Consider the following 12,767-nt stretch of genomic DNA (forward strand, 5'->3'; position numbering starts at 1 on the left):
GCCCGATGCTCAAGAATTGGTTTGAACCATTGGTATAAACCACTTCCCGAAGTGGTCGGAATAATCAATGGATTAGACCTCTGAAGGGCGTCTGAGCTGGGGAAACGTTGACTTAACCGAAGAGTGCAGTTTCATCATCAATTCCGCCGGTAGAGTCCGAGTAGAAGCGTTGATTGGAGCTGTGGTGGCCAAGTACGTTTACGACTTCACCGAGGGCAACAGGAATCTCAAAGATCTCCTGGGCGGAAAGGGCGCCAACCTCGCCGAGATGACCAATCTCGGGCTGCCCGTTCCTCCGGGGTTCACGATCACTACTGAGGCGTGCCGCCACTACCTGGCAGAGGGCGCCCTGCCCGAAGGGCTCGACCGGGAGGTCGAGGAGCACCTGCGGGCGCTCGAGGAGAGCATGGGCAAGCGGCTCGGCCAGGCCGACGACCCGTTGCTCGTCAGCGTGCGCTCGGGTGCCAAGTTCTCGATGCCGGGCATGATGGAGACGGTGCTCAACATCGGGCTCAACGACGAGTCCGTGCACGGCCTGGCGAAGCAGGCGGGCGGCAACGACCGCTTCGCCTGGGACTCCTACCGCAGGCTCATCCAGATGTTCGGCAAGACCGTGCTCGGCATCGACGGCGACCTGTTCGAGGACGCCCTCGACGCTCTGAAGGACGGCCGCCAGGACACCGACCTCGACGCCGGTGAGCTCCAGCGCCTGGTCGAGTCGTACAAGGGCATCGTCCGCGACCAGACCGGCGACGACTTCCCCGCCGACGCGCGCGAGCAGATGCGGATGGCCGTCATGGCCGTCTTCGACTCCTGGAACGCGCCGCGCGCGATCCTCTACCGCCGCCAGGAACGCATCCCGGCCGACCTCGGCACCGCCGTCAACATCTGCTCCATGGTCTTCGGCAACTGCGGCGGCGACTCCGGCACCGGCGTCGCCTTCACCCGCGACCCCGGCAGCGGCCGCCAGGGCATCTACGGCGACTACCTGCAGAACGCGCAGGGCGAGGACGTCGTCGCCGGCATCCGCAACACGATCCCGCTGCAGGAGCTGGAGCGGCTCGACAAGCGCTCCTACGACGAACTGCTGTCGATCATGGAGACGCTGGAGAACCACTACCGCGACCTGTGCGACATCGAGTTCACCATCGAGCGCGGCAAGCTCTGGATGCTGCAGACCCGCGTCGGCAAGCGCACCGCCGGCGCCGCCTTCCGCATCGCCACCCAGCTCGTCGACCAGGGCCTCATCACCATGGACGAGGCCGTCACCCGGGTCACCGGCGACCAGCTCGCCCGCCTCATGTTCCCCCGCTTCGACGCCGGCGCGGACAAGCGGCGCATCGCCAAGGGCATGAACGCCTCGCCGGGCGCGGCCGTCGGCAAGGCCGTCTTCTCCTCCGAGCGGGCCGCCGAGCTGGCCGCCCAGGGCGAGGACGTCATCCTGGTGCGCCGCGAGACCAACCCGGACGACCTGTCCGGCATGATCGCCGCCCGCGGCATCCTCACCAGCCGAGGCGGCAAGACCTCGCACGCCGCCGTGGTCGCCCGCGGCATGGGCAAGACCTGCGTGTGCGGCGCCGAGGAGCTGGACGTCGACACGGCCGGCCGCACGTTCTCCGCCCCCGGCGGCGTGGTCGTCAACGAGGGCGACGTGATCTCCATCGACGGCACCAGCGGAGAGATCTTCCTCGGCGAGGTGCCGGTGGTCGCCTCCGCCGTGGTCGAGTACTTCGAAGGCGCCGAGCCCGAGGACGACCTGGTCAAGGCGGTCGACCGCATCATGCGGCACGCCGACGGGGCACGCCGCCTGGGCGTGCGGGCCAACGCCGACAACCCCGAGGACGCCGCCAGGGCGGTCCGCTTCGGCGCCGAGGGCATCGGGCTGTGCCGCACCGAGCACATGTTCCTCGGCGACCGCCGCCAGCTCGTCGAGGACCTGGTGCTCGCCGCCGGAGCCGAGGAGCGGCAGGCCGCGCTGGACGCGCTCGAACCCCTCCAGAAGTCCGACTTCGTGGGCATCTTCCAGGCGATGGGTGACCGGCCGGTGACCATCCGGCTCATCGACCCGCCGCTGCACGAGTTCCTGCCCGACATCGTCGGGTTGTCCGTCAAGGTCGCCACCGGCGAGGCCACGGACAAGGACCGCGCCCTGCTGGCCGCCGTCAAGAGACTGCACGAGCAGAACCCGATGCTCGGCCTGCGCGGCGTACGGCTCGGCCTGGTCATCCCCGGCCTGTTCGCCATGCAGGTACGCGCCATCGCCCAGGCCGCCAAGGAGGTCCCCGGCGCCCGGCCGGAGATCATGATCCCGCTCATCGCCGCCGTGCAGGAACTGGAGTGCGTCCGCGAGGAGGCCGCCGCCATCCTCGCGGAGGTGGGTGTCGACGCGCTGATCGGCACCATGGTCGAGACGCCGCGGGCCGCCCTGACCGCCGGGCAGGTCGCCGAGGCCGCCGAGTTCTTCTCGTTCGGCACCAACGACCTCACCCAGATGGCGTGGGGCTTCTCCCGCGACGACGTCGAGGCCTCGTTCTTCTCCCGCTACCTGGAGCTGGGCATCTTCGGCGTCTCCCCGTTCGAGACCCTCGACCGCGAGGGTGTCGGCCGGCTGGTCGCGATCGCCACCGAGGAAGGCCGTGCCACCAGGCCCGACCTCAAGATCGGCATCTGCGGCGAGCACGGCGGCGACCCGGACTCCGTCCATTTCTGCCACGACACCGGGCTCGACTACGTCTCCTGCTCACCCTTCCGCATCCCGGTCGCCCGCCTCGAAGCCGGCCGCGCCGCCCTCAGCGACACCGACTCCGACACCCGCTGACCGACCTTCCCCCACCGGAAAGACCCCGTCCGAGGAAGTCCTCGTACGGGGAGCTCCCGGGCCGGGTCCCGTCCGGGGAGGTCTCGTACGAGGAGAGGCCCCCGTACGGGGAGTTTCCGGCGGACGATGGTCCCCTACGGAGAGTTTCGGGGACGCGCCCTATCTGGGGGAGATCCCGTACGAGAAGAGGTCTCGTACGGGAAGTTCCGAGACGGGTCCCGTCCGGGGGATAGTCCCGTACGGGGAGGGTCCTGTACGGGGATGGTCCCGTGCGGAGGTTTAGGGGACGCGTCCTGTCCGGGGGAGGCCTCGTAGGAGTAGAGGTCCCGTACGGAGAGTTCTGTGGCGGGGGGATGGTCCCGTGCGTGGAGTTTCGGGGACGGTCTCGTCCGGGGGACGGTCCCGTACGGAGGGTCTCGGGGACGCGTCCTACCTCGGGGAATGTCCCGTACGGGGAAGGTCCCGTACGGAGACTTCCCGGGATGGTCTCGTGCGGAGATGGTCCCGCGCGGAGAGTTTCGGGAACGGGTCCTGCCTGGGGAGGGTCTCGCATGGGGGTTCGGGGACGGTCTCGTCCGGGGGATGGTCCCGTATGGAAGGTTTCGGGGACGCGTCCTACCCGGGGAGGGTCTCGTACGAGGAGAGGTCTCGTACGGGGAGTTTCGGGGTCGGGCCCTGTCTGGAGGTCCGACCGAGGAAGGTCCCCTCCGAGGAAGGTCTCGTACGGGCGAAGGTCCGTACGAGGAAGGTCCCGTACGGGGAGTTTCGGGGACGCGTCCTGTCGGGGGGAGGTCTCGTACGGGCGAGGGTTCGTACGAGGGAAGGTCCCGTACGGAGAGTCTTGAGGATGGGGCTCGTACGGGGGAGGTCAGGGGGACGGGATGGGGGTTGGTTCGGCGTTGGCTGGGATGTAGTCGTGGCGTACGCCGAGGTCGCCGAGCCAGGTCCGGAGGCCGCCGATGGCCGCGGGGTCGGCGGACACCTGGGCCGCGTAGCCGGAGAGGGCCACCTCCTCGCCGTCGTCGTACAGCAGCCGCGCCGGCCCCGACCAGGACAGCGCCCAGCGGGCCTGGCCGTGCTGGATCAGCAGCCCTTCCAGGGCGGCGCCCAGCACGCGCGCGAGCAGTCCCTCCTCGGGGGCCCACCCCAGCTCGCGCAGAGCCGCCTCCAGCTCCGCCTGACGCCCTCTGGCGATGGCCTCGAAGGCCGCGTCCAGGTACGGCCTGGACGCCCCGACCACCCGGGCGCCCGCCACCGCGAGGTCGCGCAGCGCCTCGGCGTTGCGACCCTCGTACATGCCCTGTGAGACCAGCTCGTCCCAGGACACCGGACGCAGGGCGGCCGCCGCCTGCGGCGTCCACAGGGACCCTTCCACGGCGTTGGCGGCCACGTCGGCGTCGTGCAGCAGCATCAGCGCCGAGCGCGGGTCGGGCACGTGCTCGGGCTCCGGCAGCCGCTCCACCGCCGCCAGCCGCTCGGCCAGGCTCGGATGCGAGTCGTACGGGGACGTCTCCTCGGGCCGCGCGGCCAGCTCGGTCAGCTGGGCCCGCCGGGACTCGTCGTTCAGCATGGACTGGAAGCCGCCGAACACGGCCGCGGGCCGGCAGCCGCCCGCCCCCGCCATCGACAGGTACGTGGCCGTGTAGAGCTCCCAGGCCGCCGCCGTGTAGTGGATCTTGCGCAGCGCGTCGGCCATCGCCTGACGCCCGCCGATCGCCACCGCGAGCTCGTCGGCCTCCAGCTCCTGCCTGCGCGACACGGCCTGCGACACCCGCATGTAGAGCTTGGCGTACCAGGTGAACAGCCGCTGGACGAACGGGTGGCGGTCCAGGCCCCGCACGGTCGCGATGAGCGAGACCCGCCCGCGGTAGACGGGCGCGCCGAGCCGGGTGTGCGCGCCGCTGTAGTGGCCCAGCTCGTGCCCGAGCACCGCCCGCATCTCGTCGACCGTGAGCGTCTGCAGCAGCGGCAGCCCGATGTACATGCGCCGCCTGGTGGCCTTCAGCCCGAGGAACCGGGTGTCTTCCGCGACCGCCGCGTTGACGTCCGGCAGCAGCCGGATCTCGTCAGGCGGCGCGGTGCGGACCCGGCGGGCCAGGTCCTCGACGGTCTGCCACAGCACCGGCTCGTGCTCCCTGGTGACCGCCACGCCCGGCTGCTCGCCGCTTTGCCTGCGGCTGACCATGATCAGTGTCCGGACGAGCGCGGCGGCGGCCAGCGTCAGCACCACGGCGAACTTGATCAAGTTGGCGTGGAAGTCGATGATCAGCAGCACGTCGAGCGCGACCGCCGCCAGCACGATCACGCCGACGAGCACGTAGAAGCCGGCGAGCAGGCAGAAGGCGAGGACGGCCCGGAACGCGGTCGTCATGGGTGAGGGCTCCCGGGGACGGGGGGACTCTGGCGTGGCTTCGACCCTAGCGAAAACCGGAAACCGGATAAAATCGCTCCCTTATGGCCGGCTACGACGAACACGACACCGCACGCTGGGTGCCCGAACCACCCGGCAACCCCGAGCGCAGCGCGTTCGAACGAGACCGCGCACGGGTGCTCCACAGCGCCGCGCTGCGCAGGCTCGCCGCCAAGACGCAGGTGGTCGGCCCGGCCGAGGCGCTCGGCGCCGGCCAGCACATCCCGCGCACCCGGCTCACCCACTCGCTGGAGTGCGCCCAGGTCGGCCGCGAGATGGGCGCCACCCTCGGCGTCGACCCCGACCTGGTGGAGACCGCCTGCCTCGCGCACGACCTGGGCCACCCGCCGTTCGGCCACAACGGGGAGACGGCGCTCGCCGAGCTGGCCGAGCCCTGCGGCGGCTTCGAGGGCAACGCGCAGAGCCTGCGGCTGCTCACCCGGCTGGAGGCCAAGGTCATCGCCGACGACGGCACCAGCGCCGGGCTCAACCTCACCAGGGCCGCGCTGGACGCCTCCATCAAGTACCCGTGGACCCGCGGCGAGTCGCCCAAGTTCGGCGTCTACGACGACGACCTGCCGGTGTTCCGGTGGATCAGGGACGGCGCGCCCGACGGCCGCGTCAGCTTCGAGGCGCAGATCATGGACTGGGCCGACGACGTCGCCTACTCGGTGCACGACCTGGAGGACGCGCTGCACTCCGGCCACGTCGTCCCGGAGGCCCTGCGTTCGCCCGCCGAGCGCGCGGCCGTCTGCGTGACGACCCGCACCTGGTACGCGCCCGGCGCCGACCTCGCCGAGCTGGAGGAGCTCTTCGCGGAGCTGGTCGCCGCCCCGCCGTGGCCCCGCCGCTTCACGGCCACCCTCTCCGACCTGGCCGGGCTCAAGGCGCTCACCAGCGGGCTCATCGGCCGCTTCTGCCGCGCCGCCCAGACGGCCACCAGGGAGTCGTACGGCCTGCGCCACCGGACCAGCCTCGTCGTGCCGGAGTCGACCCGCCTGGAGTGCGCGCTGCTCAAGGGCATCACCGCCCACTACGTGATGGCCACCGAGGACCACCACGCCAACCAGGCCAGGCAGCGTGAGCTGATCATGGAGCTGGCCTCGCTCATCACCCTCGGCGCGCCCGGCACGCTGGAGCCCGCCTTCAGGCCCGCCTTCGACGAGGCGGCCGGCGACGCGGACCGCGTGCGGGTGGTCATCGACCAGATCGCCTCGCTGACCGACACCTCCGCCGTCGCCTGGCACCGGCGGCTGTCACGCTGAGCGCGTCACCGCACGGTGCCGACCGACGCCGTCGGCGCGAGCGTGATCGCGAGCTCCGGCGTGGGGGTGGCGCGCTTCTTCTTCCGCGTCGGCGTCGGGGTCGGCTCGGCCGACGCGGGCTCGGCCCGCTTCCCGCCGCACAGCAGCCTGCACGGCGGCGTCTCGCCGAGCTTGCGGCGCAGCGCCAGCGTCTCCTGGCGAGGTGAGAACGTGCGGTTGCCGGACCGCCACGCGTCGAGATAGTCCCACGGCTCGACCATGCCCCTGCGCACCCACCAGAACGCCGGGCCGGTCTTCCAGGAGATCGCGAAGTAGAGGTTGGGGCCGGTGTCGCGGGCGTTGCCCGACGTGCCGACCCGGCCCAGCGTCTGGCCGCCCTTCACCTTCACGCCCGGCCGGATGCCCTCGGCCACGCTGTCGAGGTGGGCGCCCAGGTAGCGCACCCCGTCGTCGCCGATGACCGTGACGAACCTGCCCTCGCGGTGGGCGCCCTCGTCGGTGGACGGCAGCCACCGGTTGGCGGTGTTGACCTCGTCGACCACGCCGTCGACCGGCGCCACGAACGCGCATCCCCGCGGCGCCCAGATCGTCGTCTTCGGCAGCACCAGCAGCTTGCTCTGGTAGGTCACCTCGCAGCCCTTGACGGGGAAGGTGTAGGTGTACTTGGAGAGCTTCGGCGGCGGCACCCGCACCGGGTCGTCGCCCGCGGGCGGCTCGACGGGGCCCTGCGGGGCCGGTGTCGGGGCCGGCGAGGTCACCGCCGCGGAGCCCGCGCCGGACGTGGTGGCGGCCGACCGCACGCCCGCGATCCCGGCCGGCTGGCTGCAGCCGCTCACCAGCAGCGCGGCGCCGGCCGACGCCGCCAACAGGCCGATCCGCCCCGCTCGCATGATCTCCACCGTATCCGAGGACAACCTTTACCTTTGTAGCCGACAGGGAGCGGTCCCATAACGTCTTTCGGACCAACGGGTGCGACCTGTTCCATCCCGCTGCTTCCTCTCCGTCCCGCAGGTCACATCGCTCTCAGTGGGAGAAGTGTCGGGCGCTCCGCATAGACTCACCGGCGTGGCTGGCCGGATCCGTGACGTCGACATCGCGCTCGTACGCGAGCGTTCCCCCATCGCCGACGTGATCGGCGAGCACATCCAGTTGCGCAACGCCGGAGGCGGCAACCTCAAGGGGCTGTGCCCGTTCCACGATGAGAAGTCGCCGTCCTTCAACGTCACCCCCGAGCGGGGGATGTACTACTGTTTCGGCTGCTCCGAAGGCGGTGATGTGATCACCTTCGTGGAGAAGGTCGAGCATCTGACCTTCGGCGAGGCGGTCGAGCGGCTGGCGCAGCGGGCCGGCATCCAGTTGCAGTACGAGCAGGGCGGCTACGTGCCGCGGCGCGACCACGGCGAGCGGGCGCGGCTGATCGAGGCGCACCGGCTGGCCGCGGAGTTCTACGCCGCCAAGCTGTTCGCGCCCGACGCCGGCGCCGGGCGGCGGTTCCTGTCGGAGCGGGGGTTCGAGCGGGCCGACGCCGAGCTGTTCCAGGTCGGTTACGCCCCGGCCGAGTGGGAGGCGCTGACCCGCCACCTGCTGGCGCGCGGGTTCAGCGCCGAGGAGCTAATCAAGGGCGGGCTGGCCAAGCAGGGGCGGCGCGGGCCGATCGACCGGTTCCGCGGGCGGCTGATCTGGCCGATCAAGGACTCGACCGGCGACGTGATCGGGTTCGGCGCCCGCAAGCTGCTCGACTCCGACGACGGCCCCAAATACCTCAACACCCCCGACTCCCCGCTCTACAAGAAGAGCCAGGTGCTCTACGGCATCGACCTGGCCAAGCGCGAGATCTCCAAGCGGGCCCAGGCGGTGATCGTCGAGGGCTACACCGACGTGATGGCCTGCCACCTGGCGGGCGTGCCGACGGCGGTGGCGACCTGCGGCACCTCGTTCGGCGAGGAGCACATCAAGATCCTGCGCCGGTTCCTGCTCGACCAGGCCGAGTTCCGGGGCGAGGTGATCTTCACCTTCGACGGCGACGCGGCCGGCCAGAAGGCGGCGCTGCGGGCATTCGCCGACGAGCAGAAGTTCGTCACGCAGACCTACGTCGCCATCCAGGCCGACGGGCTCGACCCGTGCGACCTGCGGGTCAAGCAGGGCGACGCGGCGGTGCGCGACCTGGTCGCGAGCCGCGAGCCGCTGTTCCAGTTCGCCATCCGCAGCACCATCGACCGCTACGACCTGCGCAGCAACGAAGGCAAGATCGCGGCGCTCGACGCGGCGGCGCCGATCGTGGCCGGCATCAAGGACGCGGGGCTGCGCAAGCGCTACGCCATCGACCTCGACCGGTGGCTCGGGTTCATGGACGAGCGGTTCGTCATGCAGCGCATCGGCGAGGTGGGGCGGGCGCAGGCGGGCCGCCCGCAGCAGGCCCCCCGGCCCGCTCCGGTCGATCCGCACGTACGGGTGGAGGCCGAGCTGCTCAAGCTGGCCGTGCAGCGGCCGGCGCTGCTCGGGCCGCGCTTCGACGCGCTCGACCCGCAGGCGTTCACCGCGCCCGACCACGTGACGCTGCAGCGGTTGATCGCGGCGGCGGGCGGGCTGGCGGCGGCGGGTCACGGCGGCCGCCCGTGGGTCGACCGGCTGCTCGAACACGCCCACGAGGAGGGCGCGGCGGCGCTGGTGACCCGGTTCGCGGTGGAGACCATCCAGGCCGACTCCCACGCCGAGGAGCGCTACGCGGGCGCGATGCTCGCGGCCATCGAGGCCATCGCCGTCGACCGGGCCATCGCCCAGGTGAAGTCCCGCATCCAGCGGCTCAACCCGGTCGACGAGCAGCAGGAATACAACAAGCTCTTCGGCGAGCTGGTGGCCCTGGAGCAGCAGCGCCGGGTCCTGCGCGACCGGGCGGCCGGAAGCTAGCCCGCCGGACGCCGGCGAACTTTCGCCGGGCGGCCTCTGTCCAACACCCCGTGAAGATCCGAATGGTGACCGTTCTGGTGGCGGGGTCCGCCGTCCTGGCGGCCGGTGGCGGCGTCGCCGTCGCGGACGTCCCGGTGCGGACGGGATGGCTGCCCAACTGCGGCGGCGACTACTTCAAGCCGTGCGAGGGCGAGCCGTACCGGCTGCTGATGCGTGACGGGCGCTGGGTGAAGCTGCCCGACGCGGCCCGCTACGCGACGAAGGCCGACGGGTCGCGGGCGGGCGAGGCGGAGGACGGGCCGTCGCCGCTGGAGGTCAGCGGCGACGGCCGCGCCATCGCCTACTTCCGGGCCGGCGACGGGCGGCTGGTGGTGCGACGGGGGCCCGGCGGGAAGCCGGTCGTGCTCCCGGCCTACGGCGAGGGGGCCGGCACCGCGCACGTCCGGTTGCTGCTCTCGGCCGACGGGCGGCGGCTGCTGGTCGACTTCAGCGACGCGGCGAAGCGGCGCGACGGCGTGGTGGTCGACACGTCGTCCGGGCGGACGCTGAGGGGCGTCCCGGCGGGGGACCGGGCGCTCGGGTTCAGCGCTGACGGGGACGAGGTGCTGGCCACCCGGGACCGGCCCGATCGGACCGTCCAGGTCGTCGTCCACCGGCTCCGCGGCGGTTCGCACGCGGTCACGCCGCCGCAGGAGGTGGTGATCCACCACACCGCCCTGGCGCTGGCCGCCGACGGGCGGACGCTCCTGGCGCTGCTGCCGCAGGGATTGACGAGCGAGAAGGCGCCGCAGCAGGTGCGCCGCTACGACCTGCGGCGCGGGGCGTGGCTGGGCCACGGCAGGGTGGTCGGGCCCCGGTACGGCGCGGGCTCGCTGGAGTGGGGGCCGAACGGCCGGCTGCGGCTCGTCAGGGAGCTGGGGGACATGGGCGCCGCGTCGTTCTGGATCCACGCCCTCGATCCGGTGACCGGGAAGACCCGGCGGCTGGACGCGTACGAGATCGCAGCCACGGGACCGGTGAAGTGATGATCAACGCGATGCTGGCGCTCTCCCTCGTCCTCGCGGGCGTTCCGGCCGGTACGGAGGGCACGCACATCCGCTACGCCGTGCAGCGGGTCTGCGGCGAGAAGGCGTGTGGCAAGCTGCGCCTCGTCCTGGCCGACGGGAGCGCGCACGAGCTGCCCGACACCTCGACCGGCGAGGGGCACGAGCCCGTGGCGGTCAGCGCCGACGGCAGCCGCGTCGCCTACTTCCGGGCGGGGGACCGCAGGCTGATCGCCTACGAGCTCGGCGGGAAGCGGCGGTTCGTCGGCACGGTCAAGCAGCCCGCGAACGAGGTCGGCGTGGACGAGACCCGCCTGCTGCTGTCGCCTGACGGGTCGCGGCTGGCGTACCTGCCCAACGACGCGGGCAGGCGGATCCGGGTGTACGACGTGCGCTCGGGCCGGGCCGTCGGCACGCTCCCGGCCGAGGACGGCTTCTCCTGCACGGCCGGGTTCAGCGGCGACGGAGGGGAGCTGCTGCGGGTGGAGGAGAGCATGCTGATCGCCGCGCGGGTCACCGATCTGCGCGGGAGCACCCTGCGCAGGGACGTGCCGCCGCAGGTGGTCGCCCACAACCTGCCTCGCTGGCCCTCGTCCGTGGCCGACGGCGGGGGCGACGACCGGCCCAGGGTGGCGGCGGCGGCCGCCGACGGACGGCGGCTGGCCGTGTACGTCCCGGGGGAGCGGCCGTCGATGATCGTCTACGACCTCGGGTCGCGGAAGGTGACCGCGAGGGTCCCGCTTCCGGCGGGCGTCCGCCCGGCCGCGGCGACGTGGACCGGAACGGCGGAGGTGACCGTACGCGGCGACGGCGGCGGAATGGGCCGGCGGGTGCGCGTGGATCTCGATGAGAAGCGGGCCGAGATCGTCGAAACGTACGACAGGCCCGCCGGAGGGACGGTCTACCACGCGGGTGGCTGATCGGCGCATAGCCGAGTGGTAGACCCGGTAATGCCGCACAAAGCGGCATCCGGGCAGCAAGACCCATGTGTCCGGCGCTTCACCGAGCCGGACACACCAATCCAGACCGCGTAATTGACTTTACTTTCCTGATCAAACTCCGGCTAAACCTTAAAGGGATCTCAATTCGGTAAGGGTGATGGCCTTACCTTCGGTGACAAAAATGGGTCTGCCATTTTATGGAACCAATACTGCAGACTGTCTCCCGTGGGTGCATCGGTGCTGCCAAGTGGACCGCCATCCGTAGATCAGGTGGCGGACCTCGTCGCTAAGGGAAGGGAGCGCGGGAGCGTAACCGTCGATGACGTCGCAGCCGCGCTTGACCGATCCGAGCTTCCCTCCGACGCGCTGGAGCGCGTCGTGCGGATGCTCGCCGAGAACGGTGTGGAGGTCCTCGAGCCCCAGGGCGACGAGGAGACCACCCGCGCCGATGAGGAAGACGTAGGCAAGCGGGCGCCGACCAGTGATCTGGTCCGTATCTACCTGCGGGAGATCGGCCGGGTGCCGCTGCTGACGGCGGAAGAGGAGGTGGAGCTCGCCAAGTCGATCGAAGCCGGCCTGTTCGCGGAGGACAAGCTCGGCAACGGGGTCTCGCGTCTGGCCTTCCCTGAGTTCAGGGAGCTCGTCTGGCAGGGCACCCGGGCCAAGCAGCGCCTCATCGAGGCCAACCTGCGGCTCGTGGTGTCGATCGCGAAGCGGTACGTCGGCCGCGGCATGCTGTTCCTGGACCTGATCCAGGAGGGCAACCTCGGCCTGATCCGTGCCGTGGAGAAGTTCGACTACACCAAGGGCTACAAGTTCTCCACCTACGCCACCTGGTGGATCCGTCAGGCGATCACGCGGGCGATCGCCGACCAGGCGCGGACCATCCGCATCCCCGTGCACATGGTGGAGACGATCAACAAGCTCGTCAGGGTGCAGCGGCAGCTCCACCAGGACCTCGGCCGCGAGCCGATCCCGGAGGAGATCGCCAAGGAGATGGACCTCCCCGTCGACCGGGTCGTGGAGATCCAGCGCATCGCGCAGGAGCCGGTGTCGCTGCAGTCTCCGATCGGCGAGGAGGACTCCGACCTCGGTGACTTCATCGAGGACGCCGACGCGGTCGTGCCCATGGAGGCGGCGGCGTTCATCATGCTGCAGGACCAGCTCGACGACATCCTGGCGACCTTGTCCGACCGCGAGCAACGCATCATCCAGCTCCGCTTCGGCCTGGCCGACGGCCATCCGCGCACGCTGGAGGAGGTGGGCAGGGAGTTCGGCGTCACCCGGGAGCGCATCCGGCAGATCGAGTCGAAGACCCTGGCCAAGCTCCGCCACCCGACGAGGGCGCAGATGCTGCGCGACTATCTGGACTGAGTGGTCACG

General features: G+C 71.1%; 8 protein-coding genes. 6 read left to right on the forward strand and 2 right to left on the reverse strand.

Annotation, left to right across the window (positions count from 1 at the left end):
• Positions 1-184 precede the first annotated feature (184 nt).
• Positions 185-2,818: a pyruvate, phosphate dikinase gene (ppdK, locus tag AB0K05_RS10995; protein WP_271274755.1), complete on the forward strand. Its 2,634-nt coding sequence runs from the start codon at positions 185-187 to the stop codon at positions 2,816-2,818.
• 868 nt (positions 2,819-3,686) lie between these two features.
• On the opposite strand, the gene AB0K05_RS11000 is transcribed toward ppdK, so the two are convergent.
• Entirely contained in the window at positions 3,687-5,189 is a 1,503-nt protein-coding gene (locus AB0K05_RS11000; RefSeq protein ID WP_364228461.1) for a M48 family metallopeptidase, read from the reverse strand.
• A gap of 83 nt (positions 5,190-5,272) precedes the next feature.
• Between AB0K05_RS11000 and AB0K05_RS11005 the strand changes: the two genes are divergently transcribed.
• Complete coding sequence (locus AB0K05_RS11005) at positions 5,273-6,493, forward strand: deoxyguanosinetriphosphate triphosphohydrolase (RefSeq protein WP_364228463.1); 1,221 nt, start codon at positions 5,273-5,275, stop codon at positions 6,491-6,493.
• A gap of 5 nt (positions 6,494-6,498) precedes the next feature.
• Here AB0K05_RS11005 and AB0K05_RS11010 read toward each other — a convergent pair whose 3' ends face one another.
• Positions 6,499-7,383 carry a peptidoglycan DD-metalloendopeptidase family protein gene (locus AB0K05_RS11010; RefSeq protein ID WP_219549759.1) on the reverse strand — a complete coding sequence of 295 codons (885 nt, stop codon included), beginning with the start codon at positions 7,381-7,383 and terminating at the stop codon, positions 6,499-6,501.
• Positions 7,384-7,558: 175 nt separating this feature from the next.
• Here AB0K05_RS11010 and dnaG point away from each other — a divergent pair, with 175 nt between their 5' ends.
• The 4 genes from dnaG to rpoD all read left to right on the forward strand — a co-directional run bounded on the left by dnaG (position 7,559) and on the right by rpoD (position 12,758).
• Entirely contained in the window at positions 7,559-9,400 is a 1,842-nt protein-coding gene (gene dnaG, locus AB0K05_RS11015) for a DNA primase (RefSeq protein WP_364228465.1), read from the forward strand.
• Positions 9,401-9,462: 62 nt separating this feature from the next.
• Positions 9,463-10,425 (forward strand): hypothetical protein, encoded by a 963-nt coding sequence (locus tag AB0K05_RS11020; protein ID WP_364228467.1) that lies wholly within the window; start codon positions 9,463-9,465, stop codon positions 10,423-10,425.
• Positions 10,425-11,363, forward strand: a complete 939-nt coding sequence (locus AB0K05_RS11025; RefSeq protein WP_364228469.1) for a hypothetical protein — start codon at positions 10,425-10,427, stop codon at positions 11,361-11,363. The genes AB0K05_RS11020 and AB0K05_RS11025 overlap by 1 nt, the downstream gene beginning before the upstream one ends.
• 258 nt (positions 11,364-11,621) lie before the next feature.
• Positions 11,622-12,758, forward strand: a complete 1,137-nt coding sequence (rpoD, locus tag AB0K05_RS11030; RefSeq protein WP_148034821.1) for an RNA polymerase sigma factor RpoD — start codon at positions 11,622-11,624, stop codon at positions 12,756-12,758.
• Positions 12,759-12,767: the final 9 nt, after the last annotated feature.

Origin of the sequence: Nonomuraea sp. NPDC049486 (assembly GCF_040676925.1) — a bacterium.
Taxonomy (GTDB): domain Bacteria; phylum Actinomycetota; class Actinomycetes; order Streptosporangiales; family Streptosporangiaceae; genus Nonomuraea; species Nonomuraea ferruginea.

What these genes read in the sequence shown, in the direction of transcription:
- AB0K05_RS11000 (WP_364228461.1), bottom strand. Translation starts at nt 5,189, where the DNA reads ATGACGACCGCGTTCCGGGCCGTCCTCGCCTTCTGCCTGCTCGCCGGC.
- AB0K05_RS11005 (WP_364228463.1), top strand. Translation starts at nt 5,273, where the DNA reads ATGGCCGGCTACGACGAACACGACACCGCACGCTGGGTGCCCGAACCA.
- AB0K05_RS11010 (WP_219549759.1), bottom strand. Translation starts at nt 7,383, where the DNA reads ATGCGAGCGGGGCGGATCGGCCTGTTGGCGGCGTCGGCCGGCGCCGCG.
- AB0K05_RS11020 (WP_364228467.1), top strand. Translation starts at nt 9,463, where the DNA reads ATGGTGACCGTTCTGGTGGCGGGGTCCGCCGTCCTGGCGGCCGGTGGC.
- AB0K05_RS11025 (WP_364228469.1), top strand. Translation starts at nt 10,425, where the DNA reads ATGATCAACGCGATGCTGGCGCTCTCCCTCGTCCTCGCGGGCGTTCCG.